General features: G+C 37.1%; 17 protein-coding genes and 1 pseudogene. All 18 read right to left on the bottom strand.

Annotated features, from left to right (window positions below):
- Positions 1-164 precede the first annotated feature (164 nt).
- The 18 genes and pseudogenes from DXB54_RS03525 to DXB54_RS03435 all read right to left on the bottom strand — a co-directional run bounded on the left by DXB54_RS03525 (position 165) and on the right by DXB54_RS03435 (position 18,137).
- The gene (locus DXB54_RS03525) at positions 165-422 is read right to left on the bottom strand and encodes a hypothetical protein (protein WP_118694259.1); all 258 of its coding nucleotides are present in this window, start codon (positions 420-422) and stop codon (positions 165-167) included.
- 47 nt (positions 423-469) lie between these two features.
- Positions 470-1,306: a nucleotidyl transferase AbiEii/AbiGii toxin family protein gene (locus DXB54_RS03520; RefSeq protein WP_199708722.1), complete on the bottom strand. Its 837-nt coding sequence runs from the start codon at positions 1,304-1,306 to the stop codon at positions 470-472.
- Entirely contained in the window at positions 1,303-1,896 is a 594-nt protein-coding gene (locus DXB54_RS03515; protein ID WP_118694258.1) for a type IV toxin-antitoxin system AbiEi family antitoxin domain-containing protein, read from the bottom strand. The genes DXB54_RS03520 and DXB54_RS03515 overlap by 4 nt, the downstream gene beginning before the upstream one ends.
- A gap of 296 nt (positions 1,897-2,192) precedes the next feature.
- A complete protein-coding gene (locus DXB54_RS03510; protein WP_118694257.1) occupies positions 2,193-2,639 on the bottom strand; it encodes a hypothetical protein in 447 nt (148 codons plus the stop codon).
- A gap of 247 nt (positions 2,640-2,886) precedes the next feature.
- A complete protein-coding gene (locus DXB54_RS03505; protein ID WP_118694256.1) occupies positions 2,887-3,465 on the bottom strand; it encodes a DUF6037 family protein in 579 nt (192 codons plus the stop codon).
- Positions 3,466-3,680: 215 nt separating this feature from the next.
- Positions 3,681-3,965 carry a RhuM family protein gene (gene rhuM / locus DXB54_RS03500; protein WP_330426340.1) on the bottom strand — a complete coding sequence of 95 codons (285 nt, stop codon included), beginning with the start codon at positions 3,963-3,965 and terminating at the stop codon, positions 3,681-3,683.
- On the bottom strand, positions 3,949-6,015 hold the full coding sequence (locus DXB54_RS03495) for a DUF262 and DUF1524 domain-containing protein (protein ID WP_118694255.1): 2,067 nt from the start codon (positions 6,013-6,015) through the stop codon (positions 3,949-3,951). Before DXB54_RS03495 ends, rhuM begins: the two co-directional genes overlap by 17 nt.
- A 215-nt stretch (positions 6,016-6,230) precedes the next feature.
- Complete coding sequence (locus DXB54_RS03490) at positions 6,231-7,166, bottom strand: hypothetical protein (protein ID WP_118694254.1); 936 nt, start codon at positions 7,164-7,166, stop codon at positions 6,231-6,233.
- A 333-nt stretch (positions 7,167-7,499) separates the two neighbouring features.
- Positions 7,500-7,859: a transglutaminase-like domain-containing protein gene (locus DXB54_RS03480; protein WP_330426339.1), complete on the bottom strand. Its 360-nt coding sequence runs from the start codon at positions 7,857-7,859 to the stop codon at positions 7,500-7,502.
- A 108-nt stretch (positions 7,860-7,967) separates the two neighbouring features.
- Positions 7,968-8,817: pseudogene (locus DXB54_RS03475) on the bottom strand (PDDEXK nuclease domain-containing protein).
- A 325-nt stretch (positions 8,818-9,142) separates the two neighbouring features.
- Complete coding sequence (locus DXB54_RS03470; protein WP_118694253.1) at positions 9,143-9,823, bottom strand: hypothetical protein; 681 nt, start codon at positions 9,821-9,823, stop codon at positions 9,143-9,145.
- Positions 9,804-10,262: a MarR family winged helix-turn-helix transcriptional regulator gene (locus DXB54_RS03465; RefSeq protein WP_118694252.1), complete on the bottom strand. Its 459-nt coding sequence runs from the start codon at positions 10,260-10,262 to the stop codon at positions 9,804-9,806. Before DXB54_RS03465 ends, DXB54_RS03470 begins: the two co-directional genes overlap by 20 nt.
- An 821-nt stretch (positions 10,263-11,083) precedes the next feature.
- Positions 11,084-12,220 (bottom strand): hypothetical protein, encoded by a 1,137-nt coding sequence (locus tag DXB54_RS03460; protein WP_118694251.1) that lies wholly within the window; start codon positions 12,218-12,220, stop codon positions 11,084-11,086.
- A 433-nt stretch (positions 12,221-12,653) separates the two neighbouring features.
- A complete protein-coding gene (locus tag DXB54_RS03455; RefSeq protein ID WP_158578169.1) occupies positions 12,654-15,173 on the bottom strand; it encodes an ABC transporter permease in 2,520 nt (839 codons plus the stop codon).
- Positions 15,166-15,852: an ABC transporter ATP-binding protein gene (locus DXB54_RS03450; RefSeq protein ID WP_118694249.1), complete on the bottom strand. Its 687-nt coding sequence runs from the start codon at positions 15,850-15,852 to the stop codon at positions 15,166-15,168. The genes DXB54_RS03455 and DXB54_RS03450 overlap by 8 nt, the downstream gene beginning before the upstream one ends.
- 126 nt (positions 15,853-15,978) lie before the next feature.
- Entirely contained in the window at positions 15,979-16,836 is an 858-nt protein-coding gene (locus DXB54_RS03445) for a sensor histidine kinase (RefSeq protein WP_118694248.1), read from the bottom strand.
- Positions 16,824-17,510 carry a response regulator transcription factor gene (locus tag DXB54_RS03440; RefSeq protein ID WP_118694500.1) on the bottom strand — a complete coding sequence of 229 codons (687 nt, stop codon included), beginning with the start codon at positions 17,508-17,510 and terminating at the stop codon, positions 16,824-16,826. The genes DXB54_RS03445 and DXB54_RS03440 overlap by 13 nt, the downstream gene beginning before the upstream one ends.
- A gap of 378 nt (positions 17,511-17,888) precedes the next feature.
- The gene (locus tag DXB54_RS03435; protein WP_243104731.1) at positions 17,889-18,137 is read right to left on the bottom strand and encodes a hypothetical protein; all 249 of its coding nucleotides are present in this window, start codon (positions 18,135-18,137) and stop codon (positions 17,889-17,891) included.
- Positions 18,138-18,140 lie beyond the last annotated feature (3 nt).

Here is an 18,140-nt window from a genome sequence, read left to right as displayed (position 1 = left end):
AATCTTAAAACGACACCAATCACCATAAAAGCTTCTTCCCATTCAGCTCCTATAAACGCTGCCTTTCTAACTCCCCAAAATACCTTTCGGCAATTTGTTCTATTATTGCCGAAACATACACCCAGCAGCAAGAGGCTTTTGCAAGTTTTACTAACTCCTCATCCTTACCGCTTTCCTCTATCTTCCCAATGTCTTCGGCAGATTTCACACATCCCCATATCATCCAACCTTAACGGAGGGAAATAGCTCCTTATATTCCTTGAAAACACAGTACGATATTCTCCATTTCCGTCCCTGGAAGTAATTACCTCCGGCATATCTGGATCATACCCCATTGAACCGCAGCAAATGCAGGTATTTACCCATTTGCTCATCTTGGGATATTGCTTCAAATAATTCAATCCTTCATTTTTCCTGTCCATTATGTTGTGCCTCTCCATTTTTAAATTGTCACCATTTAGGTCACATATCAAATACACAAATCCATCATCCGCACTACCGCATCACAGACCTCATCGAAACTAATATCAGTGACATATTCAAAATCTCTTTGGTAAGTCCTCCACTGCTTAATCATTACATCACTATTTCTGACAATATCAATGATATTTTTATACTCCTTCAATATCTCCGAAGAACCTCGTTTTTTCGATGTTGCATCCAGTGCTGCTCTCAAATACTCTGTTTCAATATTCTTATACTGCATTTTAGCAAGAATATAAATATCATAGTAATCTCTTGGTCTTGTATTCTGATCACCTCTTGAAACTACAGTTTCCAACTTTTCTGCCATAACTGTTTCCAAATTATATGCAAGTACGGGGATTTCTCTATCTTCCAATAACAATTTAAAACGATATTCTATCTCTCTTGGCGTAATTTTGTCGCCTGTAGTAATATCCAGTTTTAAAGGCACAGCCATCGGAGGATAATTTGCCGACAACGAAACACGGTACCCTGTGTAATCATCCCCTTCTCGAATCTCACCAATTTTCTTAAATTCGAAAGTCACATCATCTTGCAGATCAATTTTGCAAATATCAAGAAACATATTTTTGATACTCTCTTCATTAACCGGCCAGCCCTTGATCGTTGCATCCATATCCATAGTGGCACGAGTATCTAATCCCACCATTGCCGCTATCAGAAAACCACCTTTTAATATAAAATTCTGACGATACTTTGAAACAGAAATCCGTTCCAGCAGACGTTCCAACATAAAGTTCTGCATCACGAGCTGTGCCGAGATATGTTTGTCTTTTGATATATTTTTAATGACAGCTTTTAACTGCATTGCATTTCTCATATAAGTACCTCCAGATAACTCCTCACCTTTTCCTCAACACGAAATCTCTTTGCATACTCTGACAAAAGTGGAATATTCTTGTCATTTCTAGCTGTATATCGCTTGAACGCCTCTGTAATAATACCCGTATTTGTTCCCCCTCGTTTACGAAGAATATCACACAGGGTTCGTTCCATATTGTATACCGTTATTTTATTTCCCCCCGGAGATTCTAATTGAGTTTTTCCTTCAGTATACCACTCCTGCTTTACCCTTGAGCAATTTACTCCTTCACTCTTTACATTTGTCAAATTATAATTATGCGGGAAGGTCATATCATATTTATTCGGTGTTCGATCTGTTAAGTCCCATAAAAATAAGGCCGTCTCATTAGAAAAGATACCTTTTTTGAATCTCGCCTGCAGATTAACAAATTCATCTTCCCATATTTCAGGAAGGATATATACTCCTCTCGCAGTCTTTTCAAGTTTTCCTTCATCGACTAGCTTTTTTAAGTTTCCTCGCAATATCCCTTTACCAGAAAGAACCGCAGTCGTAACAACACCATTATTTTCTTTCGCAAGCTGTATTATTTTATCTGAAATATTCATTCAATCACCTACTCCAATCAAAAATTGACTTTTATGCCCTTAATCATAAGGTTTGAGGGCGTAAAAGTCAATCACATTTATATAAACAAATGAGTTTTTTCTATATAATCTACGCACAATAATTTAGTGAATATCAAAAAGAAATTTATTGTCCAGTGCAAAACTGCACACACAAAACAAATCTATATCTACCAGGGGAACGCAGTTTTATATTTAAGAATTTCAGTATTACCTAGGTGAACGTAATTATAATTTAAAATAACAGTTATTCATCACTAAACGAACAACTGCTATCACTAATTATTCTTGCCATCCCCTAATAATTGCTCCCCCAGCCACTGGGATAGCAATATTACAAACATAATAATCTGACAGGCATTATAATTCGACAAAACATCGCATTTTATAGAAAAGCCACTAAAAAACAACGTCCCTACCAACACTACTGCAAATATGCAGCTTCCTACTATCAAATATATCAGCAAAAGTGTTTTTTTCATTATATTGCTTTGGGATATTACATTCCTGTACAAAATCACATACCGTATCACAATGCATATTGCACTTCCCCAAAAGCCACAAATAAAAGCCAGCAGCTTTTCTCCACTAAGATTTACATCATTGTTTTGAGCAGAAGAAAGAATGAAACTTACGACAATGGTCATGATAAAAACATACAAAGTAGTAATATTGTCAATAATTCTGTATACCTTTTTCATAACCGTTTCCCCATCTCTGTCCATATTTATGCTCCCCATAACATTGCTCTATCTATACAATTCACGCCGCTTTGTAGCTCCATACTCGTGTACAATAATATTTTTTACGAATTTGTCCGCTAATGTTTTACAATACTTTCACAATGCGGTAAAGGTCACTTCTTATACCCAATGGCAAAAGTATCATATTTTGCAAAAAATGTCATATCTATAATAACTCTGTAGTCATTTTATTTGCTCGAAAAAAAGCAAATAGAATATCTTTTCTAAATTACATGTTAATTATATCATTCAATTTTTTCAATTGTTCTTCAAGGGCACAATCTGTCCAACACGAACTAATATTTTTTCTTTTACACAATTCTTCCTTTGCATCTCCAAATGCACTTCTCGTTTTTTCAAGATTTTCCTTTCGTACATTCTGTCCCACTGCGTTCCTTCTCCAACCACAAAAATAGACCTTAGTGCTTTCTTCAATTACCCTTTTTTTAGAAGCAATTTTTAATGTTTCTTTATAATCTGGCCGCATCGTAAATTTTTTAGGGATTTTCTTATTTAACGCTTCAAAAAAATCCAATGGCACAAATTTATGTGTTGGATCATATTTCACTTCGAGATAACTCACCAATTTTTTATAATCATCAATAAAACATTTGGCCTTATACCCTTTCTCTATTTCTAACTCAAACACCTCAGGATATAAGCCTAAAGTCGTCAAATACAAACGATATGGAATTACATCCGTCAAAAAAATACAACTAAAAGGCTTCCCATTAAACTCAAATGAAAATGTTGCTCTCTCTTCCATCATATCCTTATGCAGAGTTCTTAATCCTGTAAACTCAAACATTCTCATCCAATCACCTTCGTTCTTATATCAATATTAATCCAATTATATTACTTTTACAAAAATACCCCCAAAATGCATGCCTTCTATCCCCTCAAAAAACTATCCCCCCTGTTAAAATACTGGTTATATCCTCACTCTATGGAAACAGAAATGCACATACATTTGCAGAAATCTATGATTTATTGGTCTTTCCTTAACAGAAGACACACAGTCTCCTAACACCCTAAGGCCACGCTATTGATATCATATGCTAATGAAAACCAAATATTTTTATTAGCAAAATTACGAAATTGTACAGTTCGCTCATTATTCACCTTGAAGTCGACTGCAATGATCATTTGAAGATTATAATGCTTTGTATCACGAGTCACCTGACGTGAACCTTCGGTTTGAACTATTCGAAAATTCCGAATAGTTGTATCATCCTCAAGTTCTGAGTCGAAATAAATCTTCTTAATATTTTTATTTAACGTCCCAAAATCATTATTCTGCCTGTGCATCAAAGGATTGTTTCACAATTTCCATGATTTGATCTAGTTCATCCTGATGCTCCATAAACAATTCTACATCGCCATTTCCCCAACGTCCTAATCCGGTAATATCTTTGCAAATACCTTTAGGATCATTAATCTCTGAGAACTTCATATTAATCGAGATACGCAATCTTTGTTTCTGAAAAACAATATCAACAAAATTAGTATCCAATTTATAGGCAACATACAACTTTTTATATTCCTTCTTCACCGCTGGAGATAGGTTCATGATGCGCTTATCTAAAGCTTCAAACAGTATTCTTGTAAAAGCATTTACATCATATGTTTCCAAGGAATATTTCTGCACTGTTTTTTCTTCTACTTGATATGGTGCAAGTTCCTCGGCTGTTAAAGTTGGATATGGCCAAATAGCTTCTGCTTTCTTTGCTAATTCGTTTGCTCTCTCTCGGATGTGTTTTTCATTCCACTTATTTTGCAAAACCACATATCTATTAAGCCTAAGTGCACTTTCTTTGAATCCCCCCGGCATATCCATCTTTTTCAAGAAAGACCTGTCACTCATCTCGGAATTATATGCAGTCAAAGTAAGATTGCCAATTGTATGTAAATACTTTTTCTGAACCTCCTGCCACTCGGCACCAAGATCAGCTTGCCACTCTAAAGAAATATTTTTGTTCTGCGGCATAATATGCTCAATGGTGTAATTCTCTATTATAATTGGAGCTTTGTTTTCATAGTTTTCCAAACGACTAAGAATATAATTCCTTGCACGCATATTATAAATATCACGGCTTACAAATGCGCCTTCAAACTTATCGTTATCTGGGAATTCTTTATAAGCATCCTGCATCACGAAAAATGCCTTAACAGAATTTAGATAATCATCTGCTCTAATATAATTCTTCAATGTTGCAAATGTTTTGTTCATTGAATTGGTCGGAATTTCACAAATTGCACGTCTCAGAACATAGCTGATACAAAGCTTCAGAATTTCCTTGAGTTCATCTGATGTAAGTAGTCCTTCCACGCAGTCATGATGAATTTTCAGCAAGAATGGGTAAGATACTTCCATTCTTAAATCAATAATATCCTCATATAACTTCTTTAAATCAGTGTCAGAATTCCGCTTAAATACAATGTTTGTATAATATTTTGCATATTTAAGCAAATCTTGGCATAATTCTCTGATAGTTCCAAATTCACAATTCAAATGATACAATTTGAATTCTTCATATACACGTCCCTGCTTTGGGATACGAGAAAGTTTCATGGTCAAGTAATGGCGAAAGAAAGCATCCATTACTGTTCCTTGAGTTTCATAAATAAACAGCTGTTCCATAGGCCGCCAAAGATGTTCATATACATAAGTTTGTTCCGATGGCTCTAATCCCATCAAAACATAGTTACGAATCAAATCAGATTCAGAAAGTTCCTTACCGGTAGAATTCAAGCTTTCAAAAATTGCCTGTGCATCGTCAACAGCGCGATCTAATGTGATATTAACAATTTGTAATTTTCCAATTGACTCATATACCTCTGCAGGTTGAATTTCTCTATCAGCCAGCTTGTTAGTAAAAAAATTGTAATTTTCAATCAGTCTCGATCTAGTGCCTTGTGCAATTGGCTTTTTCTCGACAAGGCTTATGAGAATATCTCTATCTGTTTCAGTCAGTAATAGCTTATATCGTTCATCGCCACTTTCGTACTCGTTTTTTAGAAGCATATTATCTATACGACGAGCATTGATTGTTGTGTCATCAGAATTCATTATTGCATAATCGCGCAAAGCCAGAAGAAGCAGTGTTAAGGTAGTCATTCGCTGTTGACCATCAATAATCATATACTTCTGAACACCTGTCGGCATTGCCTGCTCAGCAATATTAACAATAGATCCTACAAAATGACCAGCTTTGCCTTTTCTCTGCATCTCTACAATATCATTCCAAAGTCGTTTACACTGATCTATATCCCAACTGTAATATCTCTGATATACCGGAATCAGAAACTGCTTATTTCCGTTTAATATCTCATAGATATTGCCTTTACGTGCATCCATATCACACCTCCATTACTTCTTTTCCCCATAAGAAACCATATGGTTAATAATAACCTTCTTTACATTGTCATCTACATATGTATAATCATACTATCATGACTTTTATTTTACCAAACAAATTATCCTATTTACACCCGTTAAATTTTCAAGTGTGGCAGTTTCCCTTCCACTTGTTCGAATATCGCATGGTCTCTTTCTTATGTATTTTTTCCGTTTCAAACCTCTTCGTCTTCATCGTTTTCTTCTTCCGGTTGAATCTCACAAACAAATTCAATATTCCTTTCGACAAATACATCTGTCAGATAAGTAATCTCTTCTTCATTCATTGTAAAAAATGACCATTCATTTTCGCTGACAGTTATTTTCTCCTGTTCTGTTGTCGTCACCTCCAAAGTGATAACCTGCGAACTTCCCTTCACTGTTTCAAACAGTCTTGTCTTTTGTACCTTTGCCAGATCCAGTGCAGTCAACTTTCCACCATATACAGAGACAAGAAAGCTCTTTGTCAAATAAATTCTAAAATCATTAAACCAGAGAGCTTCCGGCTGATTACATTCTTCGTCAATCTGCTCTGCCAATGGATGCCTGTATTTTTTAATCGCACGCACCTGTGTTAATATCATCGAAATTCCAATCAATATTAAGATGCCTCCGATATCTAGATTCGCAAAATATCCTTCCTTGAGTATTTTTCCATAGGTAAGCTTCGTCATACGTATAGCAATGAATTTGTGATTGATATACTCACTTACTAGCTTTTTTACGTTCTCGTCAGTCACAACCTTCGTCATGCCTTCCACTCTTGCCGTACCGTTCTCTTCCACTCTCTGCTTCAAATCTGCAAACTGTTCCGGTTGCATCGCTACAATATAACTTCCCTCTGCGGTTGTTACAAGGTAATAGCCTTCATGTTTATTTTCCACCAGCTTCTCCGGCCCCCCGATAATCTCAATATAAGTTGTCTGATTCGCAGGATTGGATTCTTCCTGTAATACCTGTTCAAATGGTCGTACATGATCCATCTTTCTCTTTGTCTGGATCAATCCAAATCCCACCAAAAATAATCCCACCAATAAGAGAATCATTCCGATCGTTCGCCATATTTTATTGAATTTGTATTGTTCTTTTATATGCTTATTCGTATATTTCATGTCATGTATCCTCCTGCACTTTTTTCTCTGCCCAACTATGTGCCCCCAAAATTTGTCTATCCAAAATGGAACGGAACAATAATATTAAGCAATACTGCAAAAACTATGCTAATTATTCCCATTATAGCAGAACTCCTCAATGTGTCTCAATAGTAACTTGCAACCATACCAACAAAGAATACAAAAGCATTAATGCCTGCTCTTATTGCAGAATTGCTATAAATAGAAATACACAATGCAATCACTGTTTTTTCTTTGCACTTTTCTCAAATATCGCACATCAAGAATATATGCCTCCAGCTCGTACCATGTATCTTCAAAATACACTTCAACTCAACTATGCAGCACATTTCCAGGTGCATTTTTATACACAATTCCTGTCATTGCTCCCTTTTGCAATTCTTTATCAATGGTAAATCCATGTACCCTGCAAGGAATATTACAAGTTCTTAGCAGTGCCATGAACAATGTTCCCTTTGTATTGCACTGCCCATAACCATCCACTAAAGCCTTTGATGCACAAACAGTATCATCATTATTATATACGAACAAAATCTCATCTCTTACAAACGTGTAAATTGATTTTAATCGTTCAAATTCTTCTATATCATTCCAGCTTCTTTCCCGTATTAATTGCTGTATGTTTTCACTTGAATAATCCAGCATTTTTGTTTCTCTTAAATATTTTTCCATGCTATTTCTCCAAAATATTTTAAGGGGCAGATTTATATTACGCCATTTGTTCACAGTCAGTCGGCTTTTATTTTCTAAGGTTCACCTTTTATCCGCATGCACTGGAAGTTATTCATTTAATTCAGCCTCAATCTCTTCAATGGTAGGCATACTACCTCTGAACTCTTCTGGTATAAGTTTTGATAATTCATAACTAGAAATACCAAGTGGCTGGCAAGTAGATTCTAATGCGTACTGAGCTTCTACCTTATCCATATCTTTACAAATCAAAAGTCCCAAAGTAGGATTATCAGCTTCTGTTTTCATCTGATGATTAACAGCCACAACATAAGTTCCCAATTGACCCGCATACGAAGAATCAAATTTTCCCGTCTTTATTTCTACAACAACATAGCAATGCCTTTGAGTATTGTAAAATAACATGTCTATAAATTTTTCAGTATCTCCTACCTCAATTCTCACTTTCCTGCCCATATAAGCAAATCCAGTCCCCAACTCAATAAGGAAATTATTAACTTTCTCTACAAGTGCATCTTTTAGTTCCTTTTCATCATACCTTTCACGCAAAGTTAAAAAATCAAAATTATATGGATCCTTCGTAATTGCCTGCGCTAAATCGCTCTGTTCCAGCGGAAGTGTATTAGAAAAGTTAGTTATTGCTTTGCCCTGGCGTTCATACAAATCCGTCCTCAACCTGAGGACAAATCACTGCGTCAGGATACATCTCATAAAAGTATCTCATATATTTCAAATTAGTCGGAGAAAATAATTTCACATCTGGCAAAATAGATTTCAAATCATCACTCACCGTTTTATAGAATCCCGTTCCATATCCGAACTGTTCACTCATTGATGAAATGCCCTTACCAAGTTTCCAGTAAAATCTTAGCATCTCATCATTTATCTTCATAGAAGCCCTGATTTGGCTTTTTCTAAAATCAGTGGATATTCCGGCAATCCACTATTTATATTCATTATCCGCTTTAATCAATTCGCTCATATATGATCCTTCCTGTAGTTTCAAGCTCTAAATCATTGATTTTGAGACTTTTCCTTTAAACAATTACTACATTCTTCCTATTGTTACATCTGCTTCCTTAGGATAAACAATTCCATGTAACCACTCATGAATTATTAACAATAGAAAACCGAAAGCAAATCCAACCATTACAGTCAGCAGGGCAAATAAATAATTTAAAAACAGGGGCAGTTCGAAAAACAATTATTTTCCGTTCTGTCCCTGTTTTACTTTATATCTCTTATCTATTTGGTCTATTTCCGCTTTAAAATAAAAGCTGGAGTCCCATCGCTATAACCCACATATAAGCGCACGTCTTTGGAATCATCAAAAGTCCAACCTTCGGCTTTGTTTTGCTGAATAACGTTACCGGAAGATAACAGCCAAACGAAATAATAATCGCTGCAACCATCCTTGTCATATGATATCCATTTGCATTTCCGGAAATCGCATACAGAATAATGACTCCGATACCTGTCACTGCAAAGACTGCATTTCTGATGATGGACAATTTCATGTTTCCTTCATCTGTACACCAGTTATTCTGCGGGAATAGACATATCGCAATTCTGACAACCGCCGATATCCAGACGATGGCTTCGATTGCTGCCGGCATCGTAATTTCCGGGAACGTAAGCTTCCAGATATACATCAGAATAATATAAAATACGGTCATCGTAATCGAAGATACCTGTAATCCTATGCCAAGTTGTCTTTTTATCTTATCGCTGGTTCCACCTACTGCTCTGATAATTCTTGGCACCAGATGGAACGCATCCCCTCCGCAAAGCGTCAATGTCAATATTCCATAAAGTACAAATAATGTGTTTCCATTTGCATATACAAAAAATAAAATTGCGGCTACCAGATCAAACGTCAGATACGCTGCATCAAATATTGCTTCCATCACATCCTGAATCTGTGGTTTATACGTATTCTCTTTCATTTGCGTTCTCCTTATGCTCTTTCAAACATTTTTCTGCATTACCGCAGATTTTATTAAATACATGGATGCACATATGTTTTTCTTCTTCTGTCAACCCGCTCAAGACATTTTTGGCAAATTGCTTCTGCATATTTAATCCTGCCTCCACAATTATCTCCGCCTTGTCCAACAAAACAATCTCAATATGCTTTTTATTATCTTCACTTTGTATTCTTCTGATTAGTCCATTGTTTTCCAGACTTTTCAGAGAAGTAGAGACATGTGATTTGGTCGATTTCCTAACTTTTACGATTTCCGCGGCGGTATTGAACTGCGGATTGTTGTGCAGGAACATAAGTATATCGTATTCCATCTGTGTTAATCCGTACTGGTCACATATCCCGCTCGAAAGCAATTCATAATAGTTTGTAATTGTCTTATGCTGATCCCAGAAATACATTGCCGCCCTCCTTAATCGTTCTTTTTAGAACGATTATAAGACTATTGTTCTGCTATGTCAATCTTTATCTCAATCTTTCTATATTCTGGAACCGACCCAGCTGGCAACGTGAAAGCAGGCAAAGAAAAATCCACAGATAAAATCCATGGTGCTGTCGCTACCATCATGGGACTCGACCATGCTATCCGCTTTGGTAGTACGCCTTAAAAAAAGCATCGCTTCCTTCAGATTCCACCTCACGATGGACACCCTTGTCTTTGGCTGTATCCTTCCCACTACTAGGGCGGATTATGGACTTTCACCCATTAAAAACGTGCGCCGCAAGGCGCACAATAAAAGCAGAGATATTCAATAATCTGTAATTAAATATCCCTGCCAAATTGGCTATTTTATTCACTTTTATTCATCAAAGAATATTGTATCCCTCGTGTCGACTCTATAGCCAACAACGACATGATTTTTGTTCACTATCTGCTTTTTGTTCCTTTTCACATCAGTTCTACCGAAATTGAAAAAGCTGCAAAAGTGCGTAAATTCAAGGATTTTCACGAATCTGTCCGATGTAGTGCAACTATTGTCTCAACATGGCTCGATATCTATAATAGAATAGGGCAGTCTCCATACAGAGCACTGCATCGGGAAACAATCGATTGATAATGACAACTTCTCTTTCTCTGCTGTCGGATGCTTCCTCGGCTATTTCAATTATTCTACCGCATTAGGAGCATAGTACATTGGCAAGCCTAAATCTCTCTTTACCTACTTTCATCATGACAATCTTATCTTACCACAGCAAAAAAGGACACCCCTCATCTGTTGTTCTACTCATTTTCTTCAAATAAAGCATTCCAGGCACTCACTGTATCATAACGATAGATGTCGTTCACATCATGTTCCCGCCAAAAATCTTCATCGCTATAATGTTCTTCATTATAATACGGATTCGGCACCATCACATAATTATCATTCTGATTATCATCTTCCAGGCAAATAGCTATCCAAAAACATTGATACCAGTCTAAGTCATTTCCCATCAGGCTGTCACTATATCCTGCATAACGGTTATACATATCAAATTCCACTTGAATACTGTCATCATCCTTCGTAATACTTTTCTGTTGCACAGTATATCCAAGGGGTTCTCCAACGCCCTTCATAAATGTCAAAGCCTCTCCTAACGCTTCATAACAATTATGTGAGTTAAAGGGGCTTGCCATATCGTAATCACAGCCAACCCATAAATTCTCCGTTTCCACCGGATTATCCGAATCATTCCGGATGGTTACACTCACTGTATAATGCTGGGGATTTCCCGATTCTTCTCCAATATATGTTTTTTCCACTTTTACGCTGTCTTCATCAACATGCACATTTCCATCTATTTGCTGTGGTATTATATCCCTTACTTCATCAACGGCCCTCTGTTCACCATGAAAGTATAAATATTTTTCTTTGTCAAAGAATGGATTATAAATTCCTGCATAATTATCTGAGATAAAGCCATCATCATATCGAAATGCCACCCATGCCTGTTCGTATGATGTACTGTCAGAATCCATCAAGGCATCGTCTGTTTCCCCCTCGTAATATACCACACCTGTAGTACCCCTCTCAATTTTCAATTTTCCCTTAAATACCTCTTTAAACTGTCCTTCCGTTGCCCAGGCAGATGCCTCTTTATCAAGTTCTGATACATTTTTCTCCATATCAAAATAGTAATACACAGGTATGGTACAGTCGTGCTGAAAAGTCCCTGTAATCTCAATCGGAATCGTAAATTTATAAATCTGCTTACCGTCAATTCCTAAATCCTCGTCAAAGCGGACTTCTTCTATTTTTACTCCGGACTTCACAATTTTTAAGCTGACGTTTTCCTCATATTCCTGCTCTGAAGGGAAGCTGCAACCCGACATCACCCCTATCAAAAGCAAGAACAAGGCAAATACTTTACCTATCATTTTTACAATACCTCCACCAATTCTGTAGCCCCTTCAAATACTCTGTTCACCAAACGTCTTGCATCCTTTTCCATTCCGACATAAGCTTCGGAAAATTCCTCTGCCAGACTTTTTGATATTTCTTCATATAAGTCATCCGTAAACGAATCGAAAGTCTTACTATTTATCAAAGCAATTAACACAATTTTCTTACCGGTTTATGGTGTATCCGTTCCGGTAAACCCATCACTTTATCGTAACTTAATTCCTTTATTTTTATCTTCATGTAAACCCCCGGCATTCATACTTTTCCCAATACATGTTCCGGTATCAATACGCCTTTATCATTATTTTGTCCCCATTCCAATAAAAAAATTATACCATAAGTTTCTACTGCAATAAAGTGAGGGTTCCGTTTTGATTACTGTCAAGTAATCGTTGGCACAATTTACAATTAAACTATTTTACCTGTCATCAATCTTGGAACACTTGCCGCAATCAACAGGAATACCGGTATGCAGGCAAACATCGGCCATACAACATAATGATAGGTGAACATTATGGTACCTCCTGCAATGGCATATACAATCAAATAATTTAAAAGCTGTCCCACGGAAAGCACAAATACAAATGCCAGACACATTCTCAATATTCCTTCAAAGGAAAGCATGGATGCTATCTGATTTTTTGTCATTCCAACAGACCATAACACCTTAAGCTCCTGATTTCGTTCATGAATGGATGTATAAGTAAGATTTATAAAATTCATAATACCAATCAAAGCAAGAATTGCACTAAGAGCACTTCCTACAATTAAAAACATCCGCACGGTATCCTTAAATTCCTTCAAATACATATCTCTGGATTGATAATCCAAATCTTCATTTACTGTCTCACAATATTGTTCCACATAGCTTTCTGCCTCCTGCAGATGTTCCTTATCCAGATTCATCAACAGCTGCATTGCCCCTTTTGAGTCCGGAACAACCTTCCGGTATTCCTCTGAAGGAATCGTTACATAGACATCCATTCCGTGACTGTGCTTTGGCCCCATAGCGTATGGTACATCCCCAATAGCAATTACTTCATACTCTTTTACCTTACCACTTGGCAATTCTACCGGTATTTTTTCTCCCACCTGATAAAGTGCAAACTCAGAATCATTACTCCTTCCCTCTGACATGGAAGAAACAATTGCATAATCACCGGAACAAAATGTATCCCAGTCCACTACCTCTGTATCCAATTCCATAGCATCAAAAATCATCTTATCCACACCATACAGATGAGCATCAATTTGTTTTTGGTCATAGACGAGGGAATCAAACCAGTTTTTTTGATCCTGCTCACTCACAAACCAGTCATTATGTTCCTCATAAACCTTTTTCAACCGCTCCCATGAAGTACCATCCACATTCTGCTGTATCTCAGACATATAAATGGCTCCACATTCCGTAATACCATCCATTTTCTCCAGTGCTTCCATATCCTGAAAAGTCACGCCATCCAATACCGTTTCCAAAGAATGGGAATTATACAAGGTTGCATCAGCCACTGAAATATCACTGCCTGCAAAAGTAGAAATATATTTATCCTCATCAAAACAGGACACAATGGATACCGTTACATTTATCATTAAAATACTAAGAACCATGGAAAGAATTACCGCCGTAGATCTCTTCTTATTTCTTTTCAGGTTCTCCCATGCCATAGAAAACGGAGTTACCTTCTTTGCCTTTTTCCTTTGAGACAATTTTTCTACCTGACAGTCATTAAACTCCACCGCTTCTACCGGAGATATTTTTTTGATAATCCTGCATGGTTTTGCACAACTGATTCGGACTGTAACCCATGCAAAAACAGCACATGCCAGGAATACAAAAGAATTGGAATAAACCTTACATGCCTCAGATGTTATGTTCTCGGCAATCAACGGCAGGACAATATGAGAAAGCACATATCCCAAAATCATACCAACGGGAATCGCAATCACACTTAAAAGCATTGCCTGCTTCAGCACCATTTTTTTTAACTGTGTATTCGTCATACCGATTGTCTTAAGCAAACCATAGTAATGAATATCCGCCGTTACTGCAATCAGAAAAATATTATAAATGATCAAATATCCCGATAATATGATCAAGGCAAGCAAAATCAAAACAATCAGCACGGAAGTCGCATCAATGGAGCTTGTTGTATATGCCCAGTTAATACCATCATTTATCTCATCACCGAACCCATGTCTTTCCTTTAAGGCATCCATCTGTGCGGATATATTAAAAGTCGAAGGAAAATCAAAGTCCGGATTCATGGCACCGGCATAAGAATTTTGTTTCAAAAACTTGTTATAATCCTCTCTGTCTTTCCAGACCGGAGCAAAGCTTTCCTGAAATTTCTTTGACACAAAAATCTGATTTGTTATGGTTTCTGCCGGTTTTTCCCAGATACCGCACACCGTAAAATCTCCTTCATAGGTGTCAAAACCATTGGAAATCTTAAGATGAAGAATCTGTCCTAATTCATGAGGAATACCAAAATCATCCAAAACATTTGTACAGACTGCCACCTCATTGTACTTCTCAGGAAGGCTTCCCATTTCCGGATAAGCAAAGCTTTGTTTGGCATTCAATTCCTGGGTATATCGAATCTCTGTATAATCTTTTTTTAATTCTTCATTTAACAGATTACCAATAATAACATTATAAGATAAGTTGTGTATTTTTTTATCTGTTGCCAGTTCATCATATTCTTCCTGTGTCATAAATTTAAATCCTGCATGGGAACTGGTTCCGACCTGATAACAAGTAGAAGTCTCATATGACTTTATCAGACTGTTTACAACCGTAAACAATGTTGTAAGCATTACCGTTGTTAATATAATGGCAGCCAGCAGGATTCCATTTCTCTTTTTATTTGCCAGCATACTTTTTTTACTGATATTGCTGATACAGCGGTGATTATCAACCTTACGCATTGGTATCTCCCCTTCCCGATATAATCCGTCCATCTTCAATCCGGATAATCCGATCAGCCATCTGGGCAATTTCCTCATTATGGGTAATCATAACGATGGTCTGGTTGAATTTCTGACCTGTCACCTTCAAAAGCCCCAGCACATCCTGACTTGTTTTTGAATCCAGATTTCCCGTAGGTTCATCTGCCAAAATGATGGATGGTTTTGTTGCCAGTGCTCTTGCGATGGCAACTCTTTGCTGCTGCCCGCCGGAAAGCTGGTTTGGAAGGCTGTTGATTTTTTCGGAAAGACCTAATATATCAATTATCTGTTCCACAAAATCCGTATCCACAACTCCTCCGTCAAGCTGTATGGGAAGTACAATATTTTCATATACATTCAATACCGGCACAAGATTATATGCCTGAAAAACAAAGCCGATTTTTCTTCTTCTGAAAATCGTAAGCTCCCCATCTTCCAGGTCGAATATCCTTTTTCCGTCCACCAGCACGGTTCCGGAGGTAGGACGATCTAAGCCTCCAAGCATATGCAAAAGGGTCGACTTTCCACTTCCGGAGGTTCCCACAATTGCCACAAATTCCCCTTGCTCCACAGAAAGACTCACCCCATCCAGTGCCTTTACACAGACCATGTTCTGGTCGTAATATTTTTTTAAATTCTCTGTTCTTAAAATTTCCATTTTCCCTTTTCCTTTCTGATTCCCACAAATTATGAGAAATACGCTTCTCATAAAATAAACAATGCCGGGTATCTGTTTTTCATACCCAGCATAGCTTATCCTTCTTTCCAGATTCTTTCTCAAATCTTACAATGTTGAAATATTTGGAAAACAGACATCAAATCTCGAACCCGTTCCCACTTGTGAAGTGACCTTGATATAGCCTCCGTTGTTTTCTACAATCTCCCGTGCCAGAAACAATCCAACACCAATTCCTTCTTTGTCATGTGCGGATCTTCCTCTGTAAAATCTTCCAAACAACAAAGGAATTTCTTCCTCTGATATACCGATACCTTGATCTGTAATCCGGATACCCGAAAAAAACTCATAAGAGAATTCTTCAATATAAACGGTAGTACCCTCTCCGGAATATTTAATCCCATTATCCAGAATATTATAGACTGCTTCAATTACCCATTTTTCATCTACATAGGAGCGGTACCTTCCCACGTCCCTTACAAGAATGGAAATATTCTTCTCCGATGCTTTTGGAAGTGCCTGTTCCACTGCCTTATGGATAATTTCCCGATATGCAGTTTCCTTTTTCTGATATTGAAAAATACCGGTTTCTAGGCGGGACATTTTTACCAATGCTTCAATCAGGCTTTCTAACTTCTTTCCCTGAGCAAAAACCTCACCGGCATATTCCTTCTCCTGCTCGGTAGCTGCCACCTCTGTTAAAAGCTCCGAATACATCAGTATATTGGTAAGAGGTGTTTTGGTCTGATGGGAAATATTCGTAATCAGTTCCTTTAAATTGTCTTTTTCTTCCTGAATCTTCTTCTCGGACATGGATGCAGTAGACAGATACCGCATAAGCTTTGTCTGCAATTTTGAAAGCTCGCTTTCATCAAAGCAATTTTCCTCAAAGGTACCTGCAATTGCATCATCCAACATTTGATTCAAAATCTCGTATTCATTTCTTCTAATTTTCATTCTTCCCATTTAAAGACATAACCAATACCATATACCGTATGGATTATCTTTTCTCCAGAACCTTCTATTTTATCTCTTAATCTTTTCACGCTGACAGATAGGGCATTTTCATCCACATACTGTTGATTCTGCCATACATAATCAATCAGCTTTTCCCGGGAAAGGGTAATTCCCTCATTCTCCGTAAAATACTTTAACAGTCGTATTTCCGTCTTGCTTAATTCAATCTCCATATCATTTTTCTTGAATATCAGATTGTCAAAATCAAACAATAACCCATGCTTTTCATATCGGTTCGGAACATCACAAGGCTTCCCGGCTAACGCCCTTGATAAAAGATTATTCACCCGAAGCCTGAGTGCCATCAGGGAAAATGGCTTTGTCACATAATCATCCGCTCCAAGGGTAAGACCTGTCACCTCATCCAATTCCGTATCGTTTGCGGTCACAACCAAAACCGGTACGTCAGAAGTCTTCCTTAACTGTTTTAGAAAGTCAAATCCATTCCCATCCGGTAAATTAATATCCAAAATGATAAGATCTGCCTGCTCTGTGTCTTCAACCTCACCTAAGGAATAAAACTGCCGATATTCATATTTTTCATTTCCCAGAGTAAGCTCTATACCATGATTGATGGTTGCATCATCTTCAATAATATAGATGCACTTTTTTTCATTCGTCATAGGTGGCTCTCCTAAATTCTGTCTTTCCATTACATCTTCCTATAAATATCGTTAAACCCTCAACAACTGTAATTTATTGATTATATCTTCTTTTAGTACCAACTGTTTTTTCATCTGTAATCCCTTTTTAATCCGTACCTATATTTTTTTATGTTTTTTTCTACATCCAAAATGGTTCATCCTCATTGCTACTCCATCCCCAATTTTAACAGTTGAAAACATATATTTCAATGGATATTCACACCACTAAAAAAACCCCACAGCCACCAAATCAGCCATGAGGTGTAAATCATTCTATCAATCCCATCCGATCAGCTACATCATCAGAAGCATACTGAGATACTGATACTCTGCAGGAGCGTTTTCATCTTTGGTCGTTCAAATGGTATCTGAAACTCCGCTTTTCTGCTTCTTGCCATGAACAATACGTTCTCCCCGGTCAGGATCATACTCTTCCACATTATCTATAGTTTCTTCAAATGGATTGACTTCATCAAATGGAATATTTTCTTTTTTCAATTTTTCTTTTAGCAATCTGTTCTCATATTCTAAAAGTCTGACAAGCTTCCTCAAAGACTCCGCATGCTCCACCAATAGCAGTTGCTTTTTTTGTCTTAATTCTTCCATCTC

The sequence above is a fragment of the Coprococcus sp. OM04-5BH genome, from assembly GCF_003482105.1.
Taxonomy (GTDB): domain Bacteria; phylum Bacillota; class Clostridia; order Lachnospirales; family Lachnospiraceae; genus Coprococcus.
The sequence above is the reverse complement of the archived record's forward strand: the minus strand, read 5'-3'. Positions and strand labels throughout refer to the sequence as shown.

Bases quoted from the DNA above. Each gene is read 5' to 3' on its own strand.
- DXB54_RS03490 (WP_118694254.1), bottom strand. From the start codon at position 7,166: ATGAAATATACGAATAAGCATATAAAAGAACAATACAAATTCAATAAA.
- DXB54_RS03460 (WP_118694251.1), bottom strand. From the start codon at position 12,220: ATGATAGGTAAAGTATTTGCCTTGTTCTTGCTTTTGATAGGGGTGATG.
- DXB54_RS03495 (WP_118694255.1), bottom strand. From the start codon at position 6,015: ATGGATGCACGTAAAGGCAATATCTATGAGATATTAAACGGAAATAAG.
- DXB54_RS03470 (WP_118694253.1), bottom strand. From the start codon at position 9,823: ATGAAAGAGAATACGTATAAACCACAGATTCAGGATGTGATGGAAGCA.
- DXB54_RS03465 (WP_118694252.1), bottom strand. From the start codon at position 10,262: ATGTATTTCTGGGATCAGCATAAGACAATTACAAACTATTATGAATTG.
- DXB54_RS03445 (WP_118694248.1), bottom strand. From the start codon at position 16,836: ATGGGAAGAATGAAAATTAGAAGAAATGAATACGAGATTTTGAATCAA.
- DXB54_RS03510 (WP_118694257.1), bottom strand. From the start codon at position 2,639: ATGGACAGAGATGGGGAAACGGTTATGAAAAAGGTATACAGAATTATT.
- DXB54_RS03450 (WP_118694249.1), bottom strand. From the start codon at position 15,852: ATGGAAATTTTAAGAACAGAGAATTTAAAAAAATATTACGACCAGAAC.
- DXB54_RS03520 (WP_199708722.1), bottom strand. From the start codon at position 1,306: ATGAGAAATGCAATGCAGTTAAAAGCTGTCATTAAAAATATATCAAAA.
- DXB54_RS03525 (WP_118694259.1), bottom strand. From the start codon at position 422: ATGGACAGGAAAAATGAAGGATTGAATTATTTGAAGCAATATCCCAAG.
- DXB54_RS03455 (WP_158578169.1), bottom strand. From the start codon at position 15,173: ATGCGTAAGGTTGATAATCACCGCTGTATCAGCAATATCAGTAAAAAA.
- DXB54_RS03505 (WP_118694256.1), bottom strand. From the start codon at position 3,465: ATGTTTGAGTTTACAGGATTAAGAACTCTGCATAAGGATATGATGGAA.
- rhuM (WP_330426340.1), bottom strand. From the start codon at position 3,965: ATGCACAGGCAGAATAATGATTTTGGGACGTTAAATAAAAATATTAAG.
- DXB54_RS03480 (WP_330426339.1), bottom strand. From the start codon at position 7,859: ATGGAAAAATATTTAAGAGAAACAAAAATGCTGGATTATTCAAGTGAA.
- DXB54_RS03435 (WP_243104731.1), bottom strand. From the start codon at position 18,137: ATGGAAGAATTAAGACAAAAAAAGCAACTGCTATTGGTGGAGCATGCG.
- DXB54_RS03515 (WP_118694258.1), bottom strand. From the start codon at position 1,896: ATGAATATTTCAGATAAAATAATACAGCTTGCGAAAGAAAATAATGGT.
- DXB54_RS03440 (WP_118694500.1), bottom strand. From the start codon at position 17,510: ATGACGAATGAAAAAAAGTGCATCTATATTATTGAAGATGATGCAACC.